This is a genomic window from Bacteroides sp. AM41-16, assembly GCF_003603495.1.
GTDB classification, from domain to species: Bacteria; Bacteroidota; Bacteroidia; order Bacteroidales; family Bacteroidaceae; genus Bacteroides; species Bacteroides uniformis.
Map to the genome: position 1 here is coordinate 224,607 of NZ_QTNE01000004.1, position 17,588 is coordinate 242,194.

Below are 17,588 nucleotides of genomic sequence, written 5' to 3' on the forward strand. Positions count from 1 at the left end.
CCTCATCTCCATATTGATTTAAGCATCCAGGCATCCAACTCCATCTTCGTCCCCTTCTTCTGCGCAAAAAGTTCGATACCGGTTTGAGCCTCGCCCGGATAGGTTAATAATGTGAATACATCCTTCCCGTCATTGGCAAAGATTTCAATACTCGATTTGTCTACAAATATATGCAAACGTATCTTATTATCTACCGGTTCCACCCTGGCATATGCCATACGGCTGAATTTAGGAATCTGCACATCGGAGCAATGGGTACGGTCAATCACCAGATTATGTGAATCCGTATCATAGCTGACCACCACTTTGCGCCCTTCACCCACACACAAATTCAAGCCAAAGGTGTTGGATACGTCAGTAGCAAACGAAGCATCGAGTTCGTAGACATTCTCATCGGGAACAAAGCCGGGTAACCTCTGTGTCCCCACCGATAAAGCACGTTTCACCGATGCAGGCTTATAGCGAAGTGTTTGCAACTGTTCCACCGGTTTCTGCACCAGCCTCACACCTTCCTTGTATGTCTTCAGTTCCAGGTTGCGGGGAATGGACCAAAAGCCCTTCCCATACTTCGATGGAGCTACCGGTGCATAGTCCCAGGTTGCAACCCAGCCCATCGAAATTTTGGAATCCAACGTTCCGTCAAAATCCTGAAATGTGCGGGATGCATAAAAGTCCAGCCCTTTGTCCACATATAGAGGCTCTGCAGGATGGTTATCCATCAGCTTAAAAGAAGTGCCGTCGAAGTCTCCTATAAAGTATTGTTCTTGCGCCCAGTTTACAGATACAACCATCACCCACCTTTTCTTGTCAGAATCCCCGTCAACCGGCAACTGGAATAAATCCGGGCACTCCCAAGACTTTTCACTGTCACCGGCAGGGCCGAAATCACTGGTCCAAGTCCAGCTCTTCAAATCAGGAGAGGTATAAAACTTTATTTTCTTCTCCAGGGCCTTGGCTACAACCATCACCCATTTTTGGGTCGGCTCGTGCCAGAAGACGGTAGGGTCCCTGAATTCCGTACTCCAAAGGTCCAGAACCGGGTTACCTTCATAATAATGAAATGTCTTTCCGTCATGACTGAAAGAGATGCCCTGCGCCTGTTTCTTGGAGTCCTTCTCAAAAACGGTGTAAGCCGCCACATAAGCACCCTTGCCGAAGCCGGCCGTGTTGTTCTTGTCTACGACTGCAGAACCGGTGAAGTAACTGATATTGTCATCCGCTCCGGTCATGGCATAAGGGGTTATCTGTTGGTAATGTACCAAATCTGTAGATTCGACTTTGCCCCACCAGTACATATGATATTTACCCTGATAGTACATGAATCCCGAGGGGTCACCAATCCATCCCTTCTCCGGACTGAAATGATACTGAGGACGATAAGGCTCTTTGTATAAACTGTCTGAATTCATTTGTGCACCGGCAGACAATGTTCCTGCCACTAAAAGTGCACCCAATATAGCTGGTATCTTCATTTTCTGTATTTTCATTAAAAGTTCATCTTTACCTTTGCATCTTTCAGTTTCCAAACTTCGGCAGCAACTTCCGTTGTTTTTCCATCAGAGAATAGTTCCAATAGCGTACTGTTTTCTTTCAGAGGAAAGATTCTTGTAGTGAATGCATCCTCATCATTAATAAATCCTTCCACCACAGAACCGTCTATAAATAGACGAATCTCCACCGGCTTGGTTGTATCCAACCGATACCAGTCCTTGCGGAGCTTCAAAGGAATGTGTGCACGCAAGGAAGAATGCGTCTGGTCCACAATAAGTTCCTCCTTTTCCACATCATAATAAATCAGGCTATATTCGCTATTATCCGGATTCTTACACAATGTAAATCCAAACCGTTTTGCGTCACCGGGATAAAAAGTCGCCTTGACTTCAAGCTGATGTTCCCTTCTGCTCACAATGTGCGGTTTCGCAGCAGTCAATGCCTGTCTGGAATAAACCGTCGGTTGTTCACGCAATTGTTTCATCACGGGATGGGGTGTTTGGCATAGTTTCCCATCTTTCAGCTGCCATCTTCTGGGCATACTGTAGAGATGTGCCCATCCTTGTTCATAAGTGGCCTCCCCTCCTATTTCATCGGGTATAATGGCAATGGCAGCAACATCCCCTTCCGGAGTCTCAACAACAGAGGGGGACAGCAAGCGGTTGATGACCTCCAGATTTTGAGGGACTGGGTTGTCCGGTATAAACTTTTCATTCTTGAAATCTCCTATCCAATACTGGCAACGCGCAGGTATGCCTTTATGAGGAACCCTATTCACCAAAAGAACATACTTGCCGCCCATCTTCTTAAAGACCGGCATTTCCCAGAAAATACCGGAGTCATCCACTTCCGGATTGCCCTCAAACAGCAAATGTACAAAATCCCATCTCTTCAAGTCCGCCGATTTATAAAGCAGCAAAGCCCCGTGGGGTGTATCGGTCTGCTCAATGCCGAAACCGATAATCATATACCAGACATCACCCTCTTTCCAGACATACTGGTCACGCATGTCCGTACGGGTATATCCGGCAGGCTTCTCGGCAATAACCGGATTACCCGCATATTTCTCCCATTCTATCAACGCAGTATCTTTTGGAAAAGCAATACCCACTCCCATCTTGTCTCCACCGGCTGTGTATATCAGCTGGGGGATACCGTCATCATTGATAACAGCATGCCCGGACCATATTCCATTCTTGTCATAAGCAGCATCAGGAGTCAAAGCCGGCTTTTCCTCCGTCCAATGAAGCATATCGGGACTGCTGAAATGTCCCCAATTTATCTGTCCCAGGAAGATTGCAGAAGCATTCTTCTGATTGAATATATGATATTTACCTTTATAAAGAAGTAAACCATGCGTCTCATTCGTCCAGTTGGCAGCCGGCAACAGATGATAGCGGGGACGGTTGAAGTCCTTCGCAAAACGGGTTTCCGGAATAGCCAAAACCGAAGTCTTCTTCAATCCTAAGGCAATCTCGTCTCTCCATGCAGACGAATCATCGGAAAAGGGAGTGAGGCTTATCCCGTCAATCAACCCGTTTATAGCCGTAACATCGTACATCCAAACCTTCTTTTCCCTGAAATCCTTACCTACCCGAAGTATCATTTCACCATCTTGCAAGTTCCGGGGCCATACCTCTGCACTCATCCTCTGCCCATTCAGGCAAACCGATTCATTACTTAAATCAAGGACCACATGCAGCCACTTGAAACGGTCGACTTTTGTCTTTAATGAACAGTAAGAGTATGAGCCATTCTGCCCCATTCCCAACAGCAACTCACCATAACGGTCTACACATACCGCTACAGATGTTCCTGCCATGTCTCTGATTCCCATAAAGGCAGCAGTATCCGTCGGATAAGATTCCAGAGCAAACCATCCGGACAACGACGAAACATCTCCTTCCGTGGTTGTATCCATCCAAGTGGAATACCCGTCTGTACGAAGGGCTTTACCTTCGACTCCGGTAACAAATTCCGGTATTTCCTTTATAGTGTACAAATTCAACAATGACTTGCCGTCACTGGAAAGTAAGGGGTCCTGCCCGTCAAACGACCATGTTTTTTGAGCAAAAGCTGCATTCAAAGAAAGCAATAGACAGCCCAATATAGAATAGGCAAAGTGTTTCATAATAAAAGATTGTTTAAAGGAAGAGGGGGAAACAAACGTTTCCCCTCCCTTGCGTTTTCATTTCAAAATATAATTAGTTGAACGGAGCATAACCGGGATTCTGTACATACTTGCCTCCAGAAAATCCGTATTGATTGTTCGGAACCGGATAATACTCATCCTTTCCACCCGTAAAGTGCGCATTGGCATAATAAATGCGATTGTCTGACTCCGCGGTAATGTACTTGTTCATGGTTGTTTCCACTATGCCCCAACGGACCAGGTCGAAGAAACGTTCACCTTCCAAAGCCTTCTCCAGACGTGTTTCCCAACGGAGGGCCTGACGGGCATAATCCTGATTCCAGACATCAGCAGGATAAGGATTGACAAGGTAGTTGGCCGCATATTTGGAATGGTCGTTGAAATCCTTTACATAGGCGCTGTTCCGGGCACGATTGCGTATCTGATTAATCAAATCACGGGCAGTTTCGAGTCCATCGCCTTCATTGAGTTCAATAAGAGCCTCAGCTTTCCAAAGAAGAATATCTGCGTAACGTATAATCTGCCAGTTCAACTGTGAAGCCCCCCAAGGCCAGCCATTAAACATATCACTACTTTCCGGAGAAACCCAGAAGCGCTTCGCGCAATTATAGCCATAAGTTTCCTTATCACGCACCCATCCCTCACATGGCTTGTCTGGGTAAGTTTTCCAAGTTATAGTAGGACGGCCCACAACAAAATCGAGACGCGGGTCTACATTGGGAGTCGTGTTTTGTAAAGTATAAACCCCATTGTTCAATACCGCCCAACTATAATCAGACTTTGACTGATAATTAAAATCGGGCAGACCGTTTGCATCTGTCTGATAAGCATTAATCAGGTCTTGGCTGGGCAGGAAGAAACCGTCACCTCCGTAAGGGCTGCCTCCACCCGGAGAATTCAACAGATTGCTCCAGTTGATGCGGCCGGCACTTTCGGTACCGTCATTCATGGAATATTGAATGGCAAAAACAGACTCTTTACCGTTTTCATTAGCTACTAAATCCAATCCCTGGAAATCGTCAAGCAAACCGTAACGGTTGCTGGCAGTCACTTGGTCGCAAAGCGAAACGACTTCCCTCAGCAGCTCTTTATTGATGGAAGTTACGGCATGCGTAGTCTCATCTTGCTGATACGCTTGGTACAGCTTGATTTTAGCCGCATAGGCCAGTGCTATGTATTTATGAATACGCCCTACCTCCGACTGTGATGCAGGAAGCAGTTCGGCGGCATCAAGCATCTCCTTGGCCAGCATACTCAGAATCTCGTCACGGGTAAACTCATTGTTCGGAATATCCGGATATTGGGAAATCTCAACGTTCTCATCAAAATAAGGTATCTTGTTGAAAAGGCGGCTCAATTCAAAGTAATAATGGGCACGAAGCACTTTCATCTCCGCAATACGGGATACACGTCCGTTCACCTGCTCATCTGTTGCAGCATTCAGAACGCGCAATGCAGAGTTACAACGCTGTACACTGCAATATAGATGGTACCACTTGCTGTCCAGAAATCCATTGGTTGCATCCATATCAAATGTCTCCATACGGTGCACTTCATTAAGGTCACCAACACCACCACCGCCTTTATAGGCATTATCCGAACGTACCTCACCATAGGTCCAATTGGAAGTAGGATGACACCATACACTCCAGCTCTGTCCTTCGGGACCACCCAAAGCTGCATACGCGGCATTCACCAAAAGGTCGGCACCTTCTGTAGAAGTCATAATATCTTCGTTCAAGCTACCCTGGGGCTTCAAATCCAGGAAACGGTCTTCATTACAGCTTGCAGTCATCAGCGCTACTGCGCCAAGCATATATAAATGTTTCAATTTCATGATAGTATAGTTTTAAAGTTTAGAAACCAAATGATAATCCCAAAGAGAACGTACGGGGCAACGGATAAGGATAACCCAGACCTTCAGGGTCGGCACCCGTATAACCGGTAATCGTAAACAAATTCTGAGCCTGGAAATAAATGCGTGCATGACGCATCTTCATCTTGTCGAGAACTGCTTTAGGAAGCGTGTAACCCAATGTCAAGCTTTTCAGCTTGATATACGAACCATTTTCAATATAGAACTCAGATACTTCGTGCTCATTGTTGCTGTTAAGAGTGGTCAAAGCAGGTACACTGCTATTGTAAACACCCGTCTTTTCAAAGTTCTCGTAAGCATGCATGGCATCGAGCAGGCGGGTAGAGTGATTACCGGTCCAGCATTGGAATAAATCCGTATAATATTTGGAATTGTTATAGGCATCACGAATCATACCGTTGAAGAACATGCTGAGGTCAAAGCCTTTCCAAGATGCCCCAAGATTCAGACCTGCAATCACTTTCGGATTGTCAGAACCCAACCATACACGGTCGTTCGTATCAATCGTACCGTTACCATCAGCATCCACGTATTTGATACGTCCTACTCCGGGAGCGCCAAACTGTACATTATATTTGGATTTATACTCATCCACCTCCTGCTGGGTACGGAACACTCCATCTGTCTTGAAGCCCATCCATGAACCGAACGGTTGGCCAACCAAAGTCTTGTCAACCCCATTACCGCCACCATAAGTATAGTAAATTTCTTCCGTCAGCTCTGTCACTTCATTTTTGTAATATGAAAGGTTGAATGCTACATTATACTGGAAATCCTTTACCTTATCATTCCAGGTCAGTGCCATCTCGAAACCTTTATTGTTCATCGTACCACCATTATACCAGCAGTAACCACCCTCGCCAATGACAGCGATATACGGTTTCTCCACAAGCATATCACTTGTCTTCTTATCAAAATAATCGAGAGAAGCACTCAGACGTCCGTTCAGGAAAGCGGCGTCCACACCGATATTGAGCTGTCTTGTACTCTCCCACTTCAAATCGGGATTGGTAGACCTCACTTTGTAACCACCGGGAGCCAAAGTCGTTCCATCACCGTTCATGTTGTAGCTTGCATCCTTCAGACTAATCAAGTATTTTGTATAGGGAGCCTCATTATCAATAATATCGTTACCATTGACACCCCATGAAGCACGTAGTTTCAAATCAGCCAACCAATCCCTGGTCGCTTCCATAAACTTCTCACTTGAAATGCGCCAGCCTGCCGACACTGAAGGGAAGTAATCCACATTATTACCCTTTGCCAAGCGGGAAGAAGCATCACGGCGCACCGTAACAGAGGCCAAATACCGTCCTTCATAATCATAGTTCACTTTACCAAAGTAAGACACCATACCATAATTGGAAGCACCGGCACCTACATTCTTACCGGCAGTCACACCGTCGAGATAAATATAATCTTCATCTTCTACAGCCAGTCCCGTACCATAACCGAACATGGATTCCGAATGGTTCTTCTTGGCTTCTGTACCAAGAAGTGCAGTCAGATTGTTCTTTCCAAAAGCTTTGCTATAAGTCACGGTATTGGTCCATACCCAATCCAGTCTTTTGTTGGATGATTGAGTCAGCTTATTGACCTCATCGCGTGCCCATGCCGGCTCAAAAGTTTTGTTGGTTTCATCATAATAATTCATACCGAAATTGGTTTTCAGCACCAGGTTCTTAATCGGTTCAATTTCAAGGAATGCATTACCAAAGATACGCCAGTAATCATGTTTGTTCTGTTTTTCATTCTCCAACAAACGTGCCATATTGGGGGCATCACCCAAAACATCATTGATGGCATCGTTATAATTGCCATTCTCATCATAAACCGTCTTGGCAGGATGCTGTTTGATGGCATTCTCATCTACACCGGCCGGACTGAGGGTCTGTGTCCAACGATTGATGGCAACGTTCTCGCCGATACGCAAGCGATTGTCAAGATAATGATAGTTAGAACTGATGCGGGTATTGATACGCTGGAAATTCGTATTCTCTACCAGACCGTCATGGTCGAGATAGTTCAACGCTAACGAGAAGGCACCATTGTCAGAGCCCTTTGAAAGTGTCGCACTATAATTCTGCATCAAGGCAGTGCGATAAACCACATCGCGCCAATCCGTATCAACGGCATGTACTTTAGCTCCATTCAGGCCGATATAGTCTTGAAGTTGGGGAGTTGCACCATTACCATATATTTCGCTGCTTGGCGTAGCTCCATTATTGGCATACTTATAAGCCGACCAATAAACCTGGCCCCACGCATCTGCATTCAACATATCAAAGCCACATTGATAGGTCTGCAAAGTCAACGACATATCAAAATCCACACGGGTCTCCCCTTTCTTGGCACGTTTGGTAGTAATGATAATCACACCATTGGCAGCCTGTGCACCATAAATAGAAGCGGAAGCGGCATCCTTCAATACCTGAATGGATTCTACATCATTGGAAGAAAGGATAGACGAGATGTTCTCACGGGTCATCACACCGTCAATGACATAAAGCGGGGAATTGGCATCATTTCGGAAAGATGACTTACCACGGACCAATGTAGAAGTATTTCCACCGCCCGGTGTGCCGTCAGTCGTAATGTTCATACCGGCAACACGTCCCTGCAAGCTCGACAACACATTTCCCGTAGGAATATCTGCTACATCCTTCATCTTGACCACAGCCACCGAACCAGTCAAACTGGCCTTCTTCTCGGACATATAGCCGGTCACTACTACTTCATCAATCAACTGGGAATCTTCCGTCAACTCAATGCGTAAAGTGGGCCGTGCCTTTACTGTAACGGTTTTATATCCTATATAGGATACAGACAATGTGGCACCGGAAGCTACAGACAGAGTGAAATTTCCGTCAATATCCGTAATTGTTCCATTACTGTTGGAACCTACTTCCATGACAGAAGCACCGATAATGGATTCACCACTCGATTTTTCAACGACAGTACCTTTTACCTGGACTTGCTGGGCAAAGGAATAGATGCCCGCAAAGAGAAGCACAATTAGTGTGCAAAGCCTGAGACTAATGCTTTTCAACATATCTATTAATTTAAAGTTAGTAATAAACCAATTCTGCAATTGAGTTTTGTGTCAGCAAAATTAAGCGAAACCAGGATTTGCACCTATAACAAATGTTACGAAAGGTGGTATTTTTGATACATCCCCTTTCTAAAGGTATTCTACGCGTGTTTTTTGCTAAATAAACTTTAGCTTTAGCAGCAAATTAATAGAAAAGAATGAAAACAATATGGGAGCAGATGCTAATTGCACCAGCTCTCATAGTATACTCTCTCAGAATCAAAAACGAAAAGCAAAATGTTCCGCACACCGGTATCCTTCTTCATAAAGCTCCGTCAGCTTCTTGATGTCACGCTCGATGCGGTCTACCACTACCGGCTTCTGTGGACGGATCACAACGATTTCCCCGGCGGCTTCCATCCGTTCCACCTGCTCCAACTGTTGATTATAGACAATACTGCGGCGGTTGATGGCTTCACGCAATAGCGGATATTTCTTATATATAAAAGGTGGAACCTTCGTTCCCTGAATTTCCTTACGGTACCCATGATTGCGCGTCAACACCACCACATTATTGGTAAATCCATCCTGACGGGCACGCATCAAAGGGATACTGTCCACAATACCTCCATCCAGCATCGGGATGTTGTCCACGTAGGTAATGGGACAGACAAACGGCAGACTGCTCGAAGCACGCACAATATCAATGACGCGCTCTTTACTCCGCTTCTCCTCAAAATAGTTCGCTTCGCCCGTCTCGCAGTTGGTAGTTACCATCACATAACGTTCGGGACAATGAAAGTATGCCTCGTAGTCGTAGGGAAGTATGTGTTCCGGAAACTCCTGGAACAACAAATCGAAATCCATGATATTCCGCTTCTTCAACAGATACTTCAATCCGATGTAATTGTATTTTTCCAGCAAGTCGATATTACTGTACTTGGCACGCCCGCGCTGGCCGGACATATAGGAAAGTCCGTTGCAGGCTCCGGCACTGACGCCGATGGTATAGGGAAAGCGAATGCCATGATCCATAAAGCTGTCGAGCACACCGCAAGTGAAGACGCCGCGCATGCCACCGCCCTCCAAAACAAGACCGCTACGGTCGTCGATACGTATTATTTTCTCCATAAGTGTCAGAATTAACGCTCCAAAGATAGCTTTTGTTTACGATATTCTACCTATATTTGCAGTTGCAACTATAAATCTATAACATTTTAATTATGATGAAGAAATCAATACTGATGGCTGCATTGGGTTTATTAAGTTTAAACACAATAGCACAAGACACTACGAAAGAGGAAGGTTTCATCTTTACAACCGTAAAAGAAAATCCTATCACTTCTGTTAAGAACCAAAACCGTGCCGGTACATGCTGGTGCTACTCCGGACTGGCATTCATCGAATCCGAACTGCTCCGTATGGGCAAGGGCGAGTACGACCTTTCTGAAATGTTTATCGTACACAACACCTATCTGGACCGTGCCGACAAGGCAGTGCGTACACATGGTGACGTTTCGTTCTCACAAGGCGGTTCGTTCTACGATGTAATTTATGGTATGAAGACTTTCGGTCTGGTGCCCGAAGAGGAAATGCGTCCGGGCGTTATGTATGGTGACACGCTGAGCAACCACACCGAATTGACAGCCGTATCTGATGCCGTAGTGGCAGCTATCGCCAAAGGCAAACTGCGCAGCCTGCAAACCGACAGTGACAAGAACCCACTCTGGAAGAAGGCCATCACCTCTATCCACGATATTTACTTGGGCGAACGTCCTGAAAAGTTCACCTATAAAGGCAAAGAATACACTCCGAAGTCTTTCTATGAATCTACCGGACTGAATGCAGATGACTATATCTCACTGACTTCCTATACGCACCATCCCTTCTACCAGCCGTTCGTCCTGGAAATACAAGACAACTGGCGTTGGGCTTCTTCCTACAACCTGCCTATCGACGAGCTGATGGAAGTGTTTGACAACGCTATCAATAAGGGTTACACCATTGCATGGGGTAGTGACGTAAGCGAACAAGGCTTCACACGCGACGGTATAGCCGTAATGCCCGATGCAGAAAAGGTGCAAGAACTGAGCGGTTCTGACATGGCACACTGGCTGAAAATGAAACCCGAAGAAAAGAAACTGAACAGCAAGCCTCAACCGCAGAAGTGGTGCACACAAGAAGAGCGCCAGCTGGCATACGACAACTGGGAAACTACTGACGACCACGGTATGCTGATTTACGGTATAGCCAAAGACCAGGAAGGCAACGAATACTATATGGTAAAGAACTCTTGGGGTGAAGCCGGAAAGTACAAAGGTTTGTGGTATGCTTCCAAAGCTTTCGTGCGCTATAAAACAATGAACATCATTGTGCACAAGGATGCACTGCCTAAGGATATTGCCAAGAAACTGGGTATTAAATAAATAAAAGAAGGAGATGCATCAAACTGCATCTCCTTTTTCAATTCTTAACAAATCCTACAGATATCTTCCACAATCTGCGGAACCGTCAACCGGTTCTTCTTCAACTGTTCCTCCACATCGTAACGGTCGATAAACTCTTTCTTCACACCATAGTTCAGTACCTTCATATCCGACGGACCGTAGTAACGGGCAATCTTCTCGCCAAAGCCACCGTCCAGCACTCCGTCCTCAAGAGTAATGACCAGTGTATGGTCGAGCTTCAGGTCATCGAGCAAAGCCTCGTCCACACCCGTGATGTAGCGGGGATTGACAAGCGTGGCATCCATTCCTTTCTCTTCCTTCAACCGGGCAGCCACAGCTTCGCCCAACTGATAGAAAGAGCCCAGTCCCAATATGGCGACCTTCTCTCCACGATGGGACACCTCATAACGGTTCAGCGTCTTGCCGTAATCCTTCTCTGGTTCTACATTCCTGCGAACAACCCCATTGGCCGGCACGCGAATGGCAACCGGATGTTCCGTCTGACGGATGCCCCACTCCAGCATTGCCATATACTCCTCACGGCAAGTAGGTGCCAGATAAACCATATTCGGAATATTGCCGATAACCGGAATATCGAAAAGACAAAGATGGGTAACGTCATTCATACTCGACAAGCTTCCCCAGAAGACAAGAATCAGTGCAGGATTATTGTTGATGCAAAGATCCTGGGACAACTGGTCGTAGGCGCGCTGGATAAAGGTGCTGTAAACCCCGAATACCGGTTTTCCACCTCCGGCAGCAATGGCAGAAGCCATGGCAACAGCCTGCTCTTCGGCAATGCCCACATCAATGAACTGCCGCCCTGCCTCTTTGCGGCGCTCCGGTGTAAAGCCAAATACCGTAGGTGTACCTGCGGTGATACCCACCACAGTCGGGTCTTTCTTCATCTCCTGCAACAGATAACCGGCGGTAAGGTCGGCATAGTCTTCACCCTTCCCAGGCTCACCGGTCAGATTGCCGGTCTCAAGGTCGAACGGAACACTGTAATGGAAACGTTCTTTCTGCTCTTCCGCCAATTTGTATCCCTTACCTTTCAAGGTATTGATATGTACCACAACCGGATGCTTCTTGTCCTTCACTTCACGGAAAGCCTCTATCAATTGCTCCACGTCATTGCCATCCTTCACATAGAGATAATCATATCCCATTGCCTTAAAATAGTTGCAGGGAGCCTGACCCTCCGTTTCGCGCAACTGTTGCAGATTGCGGTATAGCCCGCCATGATTCTCGGCAATGGACATCTGGTTGTCGTTGACAATGACGATGAAGTTCGTGCCCAGTTCGGCACCTACATTCAATCCTTCGAAGGCTTCGCCACCACTTAGCGAGCCATCGCCGATGACGGCAATCACATTACCCGTCTCCCCCTTCAAGTCACGCGCCTTGGCAAGCCCGCTTGCCAGACTGACGGAGGTAGAGGTATGCCCAATGACGAAAAAGTCATGCTCACTTTCCGACGGTTCGGAATATCCGGAGACTTCGTCATACTCGTCCGCATTCATAAACGCTGCCCGGCGGCCTGTCAATATCTTATGGGTATAACTTTGGTGAGACACGTCATAGACTATCTTGTCCGTTGGTGAATCGAACACGTAATGCAGGGCTATGGTGGCTTCTACCATTCCCAGGTTGGGACCTACGTGTCCTCCGTGAGAGCTTAACTTGTTTAACAACACCTGGCGGATTTCTCCACCTAATCCGTTCATCTCGCTGACTGATAACTTTTTCACGTCAGCAGGGGAATTTACTTTTTCAATATACATATTCTATAATAACATTTAAGTAGCGATGCTTGTTTATCCGATGCCGCCCGTCGTGCAGGCCTCATCCGGACGCTGCAAAAGTACAGAGGAAACGGGAACGGAAAGGTAGATAAATTACCGGTTTTATTACCTTTTTTACAGATATAGAGCCAACTGATATTTGCGCAAAATCCCTCAACTTGTGCATTTTTCACCCCATTTTCTTGTCAAACCCAACTCTTTCCGTAAATTTGCAGGCTGATAATGAGTTAACCGGCCAATTTCAGTAGCAGGATTCTACTACTCCTATTCCCGGTACTGACATACAAAGAAATACTAATACTAATAATTAATAGCATGAGTTTGAAAATTGTTGTATTGGCAAAACAAGTTCCCGACACACGCAACGTTGGGAAAGATGCCATGAAAGCCGACGGAACTATCAACCGCGCGGCACTCCCTGCCATCTTCAACCCCGAGGACCTGAACGCTCTTGAACAGGCTCTCCGACTGAAAGATGAACATCCGGGCTCCACCGTTACCATCCTGACCATGGGACCGGGACGTGCAGCCGAAGTTATTCGTGAAGGACTTTACCGTGGTGCCGACAACGGCTATCTGCTGACCGACCGCGCCTTTGCAGGTGCCGATACGCTTGCCACTTCGTATGCCCTTGCCACAGCCATCAAGAAGATAGGCGACTATGACGTCATCATTGGCGGACGCCAGGCCATCGACGGCGATACCGCCCAAGTAGGCCCGCAGGTTGCCGAAAAGCTGGGGCTGACGCAAGTGACCTACGCAGAAGAGATTCTGAACGTGGACAAAGCCGCCAAGAAAATTACCGTGAAACGTCATATCGACGGGGGTGTGGAAACCGTTGAGGCTCCCCTGCCCATAGTCATCACCGTAAACGGAAGTGCCGCTCCCTGCCGCCCGCGCAATGCCAAACTGGTGCAGAAGTACAAACGCGCCCTCGGTGCCCAGGAAAAAGCTGCCATCACCAAGGAAGGCGCTGAGCTTGCCTACGCCGGCCTCTACGAGAAATATCCCTATCTGAACATCACGGAATGGAGTGTTGCCGACGTGAACGGCGACCTTGCACAATGCGGTCTGAGCGGTTCGCCTACCAAGGTGAAGACCATTCAGAACATCTCATTCCAGGCCAAAGAAAGCAAAACGCTGACGGGCAGCGACAAGGATGTGGAAGATTTGATTGTTGAACTGTTAGCTAACCATACGATAGGATAAGATTATGAATAATGTATTTGTATATTTAGAGATAGAAGGCACAACAGTTGCCGACGTCAGTCTCGAACTCTTGACCAAAGGTCGTAAATTAGCCAATCAGTTGGGCTGTCAACTGGAGGCAGTTGCTGCCGGCAACAATCTGGCAGGCATTGAAAAACAAGTATTGCCCTTCGGAGTAGACAAACTCCACGTATTCGACGCTCCGGGCTTGTTCCCCTATACTTCCCTTCCCCACTCCTCTGTCCTCATCAATTTGTTCAAAGAAGAAAAGCCGCAAATCTGCCTGATGGGCGCCACCGTTATCGGTCGCGACCTCGGCCCGCGCGTTTCTTCCGCTTTGACCAGCGGACTGACTGCCGACTGTACCTCACTGGAAATCGGCAACCACGAAGACAAGAAGGAAGGCAAGGTTTACGAGAACCTGCTGTATCAAATCCGTCCCGCATTCGGCGGTAACATCGTTGCCACGATTGTGAATCCCGAGCACCGTCCGCAGATGGCAACCGTTCGCGAAGGCGTGATGAAGAAAGAGATACTGGACGCTGACTATAAGGGCGAAGTCATCAACCACGACGTTGCCAAGTACGTGCCCGAGACGGATTATGTGGTAAAAGTCATCGACCGCCACGTAGAAAAGGCAAAACACAACCTGAAAGGCGCTCCCATCGTGATTGCCGGCGGCTACGGCATGGGAAGCAAGGAAGGTTTTGACATGTTGTTCGAGCTTGCCAAAGAACTCCATGCAGAGGTAGGCGCCAGCCGTGCTGCCGTCGATGCCGGTTATGCCGACCATGACCGCCAGATTGGCCAGACCGGTGTCACTGTCCGCCCCAAACTGTATATTGCTTGCGGCATCAGCGGACAAATCCAGCACATTGCCGGTATGCAGGAAAGTGGTATTATCATCTCCATCAACAATGACGAGAACGCTCCCATCAATACGATTGCCGACTATGTCATCAACGGTACGGTGGAAGAGGTTATCCCGAAGATGATAAAATATTATAAATCACACAGTAAATAACAATAAAGGTAATCATGAAAGGGCTGATTCTTATATTTGTTCTTCTTTCAGGTATATCTTCCGCTATCGCTCAAGAAAAGCTCTGGTTGGACAAGAATTACCAATGGACGGACGACTCCATCCAGGCAGTCAAGTATGCTCTTGTTTCCAAGATAAACAAGAAGTGCATCAAGGTGGAAGAGTATGCTTTGGAAGGACAAAAGAAGGATGTCTGGCATTTCTCCGAATACAAAAGCAATCCCCGCAAAAGGATAAGGGAAGGCCTGCATACATCATTCTATGCAAATGGCAAGGACAGCCTGACAGAAGTATATAGAGACAACCGCCTGGAGGGGCAGACCATGGTGTATTATCCCGACGGTGCCATACATCTGGCCCGGAGCTACAGCGATGGTAAACTTGACGGAACACTCCTGCAGTACTATCCCGACGGGAAACTCCGTAGAGAGGAACACTATTCAGAGAATCAGTGTACCGGTGGAAAGATGTTCGACGAGCACGGAACTGAAATGGAACATCAGCCGTATTTCGTGTTTCCATCCTTCCCCGGTGGAATAGAGAACCTCATGAAACTGGTGGCCAATGTTACCAAATATCCGGAAGACGCCTGGAAGCAAAAGGCAGAAGGAAGGGTAATCCTGCAGTTCGTTGTAGACGAAGAAGGCAAGATGACCCATCCCAAAATTCTCCAGTCCGTGCGTTATGACATCGACAAAGAAGCCATACGCGCTTTCGAGGCCATTGCCGACGTCTACCGCTGGTCGCCCGGCTATCAGGACGGAGAGGCCAAGCGAGTGAAATTCACCATACCCCTATACTTCAGAATACCTAAATAACCAAGAAATTATGGCAAATTTTTATACCGAAGTTCCCGAATTGAAGTATCATCTGAACAACTCGATGATGGAACGTATCTGCGAACTGAAAGAACGCGGTTACCAAGACAAAGACAAGTATGACTATGCCCCGCAGGACTATGCGGATGCTATGGACTCTTTTGACAAGGTACTTGAAATCACCGGAGAGATTACCGGAGAGATTATCGCTCCCAATGCCGAGGGCGTGGACGAAGAAGGTCCCCACTGTGCCAACGGCCGTGTGGAATATGCCAGCGGCACCAAGCAGAACCTCGACGCCATGGTAAAAGCCGGATTGAACGGTATGACCATGCCGCGCCGTTTCGGTGGCTTGAACTTCCCGATTACTCCGTACACCATGTGTGCCGAAATCGTTGCCGCCGCCGATGCCGGTTTCGGTAACATCTGGTCACTGCAAGACTGTATCGAAACGCTCTACGAATTCGGTAACGAAGACCAGCACAGCCGTTTTATACCGCGTGTCTGCGCCGGAGAGACCATGTCTATGGACCTGACAGAACCGGATGCCGGTTCCGACTTGCAGAGCGTAATGCTGAAAGCGACCTATGACGAGGCCAACAACTGCTGGCGCCTGAACGGCGTGAAGCGTTTTATTACTAACGGTGACGCCAATCTCCACCTCGTACTGGCACGTTCAGAAGAGGGTACCAAAGACGGACGTGGCTTGTCCATGTTCATCTACGATAAGAATGAAGGCGGTGTAGACGTGCGCCGCATCGAGAACAAGCTGGGTATCCACGGCTCTCCCACCTGCGAGCTGGTTTACAAGAATGCAAAGGCAGAACTTTGCGGCGACCGCAAGCTTGGTTTGATTAAATACGTTATGGCTTTGATGAACGGTGCCCGTCTGGGTATTGCCGCACAGTCGGTAGGCCTTTCACAAGCTGCCTACAACGAAGGTCTGGCTTATGCCAAAGACCGCAAGCAGTTCGGCAAGGCTATCATCGAATTCCCGGCTGTATATGACATGCTGGCTATTATGAAAGCCAAGTTGGATGCAGGACGCTCCTTGCTGTACCAGACTTCCCGCTACGTGGACATCTACAAAGCGCTGGACGACATTGCTCGCGAACGCAAACTGACTCCGGAAGAACGCCAGGAACAAAAGAAGTATGCCAAACTTGCCGACGCCTTCACTCCGCTGGCAAAAGGTATGAACTCTGAATATGCCAATCAGAATGCTTACGACAGCATCCAGATTCACGGCGGTTCGGGCTTCATGCTGGAGTATGCTTGCCAACGTATCTATCGTGATGCACGTATCACTTCTATCTACGAAGGTACTACTCAGTTGCAGACCGTAGCTGCTATCCGCTATGTAACAAACGGCTCATACTCTGCCACCTTGCGCGACTACGAGCAAGTGCCGTGCAGCGAAGAAATGCAACCGTTGATGGACCGCATCAAAGAGATGACCAACAAGTTCGAAGCCTGCACCAATGCGGTGAAAGAGGCACAGAATCAAGAATTGCTGGACTTCGTGGCACGTCGCCTCTATGAGATGGCTGCGGTATGTATCATGTCGCACCTCATCATCCAGGACGCGACAAAGGCTCCCGAACTGTTCGGCAAGTCGGCTCTGGTGTATGTGAACTACGCAGAAGCTGAAGTGGAAAAACACTTTAACTTCATCCGTAAGTTCAAGGCAGAAGAGCTGGAAAGCTACCGCAAATAA

The 17,588-nt window shown here is 47.5% G+C and carries 11 protein-coding genes; 5 read left to right on the forward strand and 6 right to left on the reverse strand.

Annotated features, from left to right (window positions below):
- Positions 1–2: 2 nt before the first annotated feature.
- The 5 genes from DW896_RS06030 to DW896_RS06050 form a co-directional block, all read right to left on the reverse strand.
- Positions 3–1,487 carry a glycoside hydrolase family 32 protein gene (locus DW896_RS06030; protein ID WP_119993008.1) on the reverse strand — a complete coding sequence of 495 codons (1,485 nt, stop codon included), beginning with the start codon at positions 1,485–1,487 and terminating at the stop codon, positions 3–5.
- The gene (locus tag DW896_RS06035; RefSeq protein ID WP_119993010.1) at positions 1,487–3,622 is read right to left on the reverse strand and encodes a glycoside hydrolase family 32 protein; all 2,136 of its coding nucleotides are present in this window, start codon (positions 3,620–3,622) and stop codon (positions 1,487–1,489) included. Before DW896_RS06035 ends, DW896_RS06030 begins: the two co-directional genes overlap by 1 nt.
- Positions 3,623–3,695: 73 nt before the next feature.
- Positions 3,696–5,480, reverse strand: coding sequence for a RagB/SusD family nutrient uptake outer membrane protein (locus DW896_RS06040; RefSeq protein ID WP_119993012.1), 1,785 nt, complete (start codon positions 5,478–5,480; stop codon positions 3,696–3,698).
- 19 nt (positions 5,481–5,499) lie between these two features.
- Positions 5,500–8,571 carry a TonB-dependent receptor gene (locus DW896_RS06045; protein WP_119993015.1) on the reverse strand — a complete coding sequence of 1,024 codons (3,072 nt, stop codon included), beginning with the start codon at positions 8,569–8,571 and terminating at the stop codon, positions 5,500–5,502.
- 258 nt (positions 8,572–8,829) lie between these two features.
- On the reverse strand, positions 8,830–9,681 hold the full coding sequence (locus DW896_RS06050) for a patatin family protein (RefSeq protein WP_119993017.1): 852 nt from the start codon (positions 9,679–9,681) through the stop codon (positions 8,830–8,832).
- 95 nt (positions 9,682–9,776) lie between these two features.
- On the opposite strand from DW896_RS06050, the gene DW896_RS06055 reads away from it, so the two are divergent.
- The gene (locus DW896_RS06055) at positions 9,777–10,976 is read left to right on the forward strand and encodes an aminopeptidase C (protein WP_119993040.1); all 1,200 of its coding nucleotides are present in this window, start codon (positions 9,777–9,779) and stop codon (positions 10,974–10,976) included.
- Between the two features lie 44 nt (positions 10,977–11,020).
- Here the strand turns inward: DW896_RS06055 and DW896_RS06060 are convergent, their stop codons facing one another.
- Positions 11,021–12,781 (reverse strand): 1-deoxy-D-xylulose-5-phosphate synthase, encoded by a 1,761-nt coding sequence (locus DW896_RS06060; RefSeq protein WP_119993020.1) that lies wholly within the window; start codon positions 12,779–12,781, stop codon positions 11,021–11,023.
- 336 nt (positions 12,782–13,117) lie between these two features.
- On the opposite strand from DW896_RS06060, the gene DW896_RS06065 reads away from it, so the two are divergent.
- The 4 genes from DW896_RS06065 to DW896_RS06080 are packed head-to-tail and all read left to right on the forward strand — an operon-like array spanning position 13,118 to position 17,588.
- A complete protein-coding gene (locus DW896_RS06065; protein ID WP_005826262.1) occupies positions 13,118–14,011 on the forward strand; it encodes an electron transfer flavoprotein subunit beta/FixA family protein in 894 nt (297 codons plus the stop codon).
- A 4-nt stretch (positions 14,012–14,015) separates the two neighbouring features.
- On the forward strand, positions 14,016–15,035 hold the full coding sequence (locus DW896_RS06070; protein ID WP_005826260.1) for an electron transfer flavoprotein subunit alpha/FixB family protein: 1,020 nt from the start codon (positions 14,016–14,018) through the stop codon (positions 15,033–15,035).
- A 14-nt stretch (positions 15,036–15,049) separates the two neighbouring features.
- Positions 15,050–15,871, forward strand: coding sequence for an energy transducer TonB (locus DW896_RS06075; RefSeq protein ID WP_119993023.1), 822 nt, complete (start codon positions 15,050–15,052; stop codon positions 15,869–15,871).
- 10 nt (positions 15,872–15,881) lie between these two features.
- The gene (locus DW896_RS06080) at positions 15,882–17,588 is read left to right on the forward strand and encodes an acyl-CoA dehydrogenase family protein (RefSeq protein ID WP_005826256.1); all 1,707 of its coding nucleotides are present in this window, start codon (positions 15,882–15,884) and stop codon (positions 17,586–17,588) included.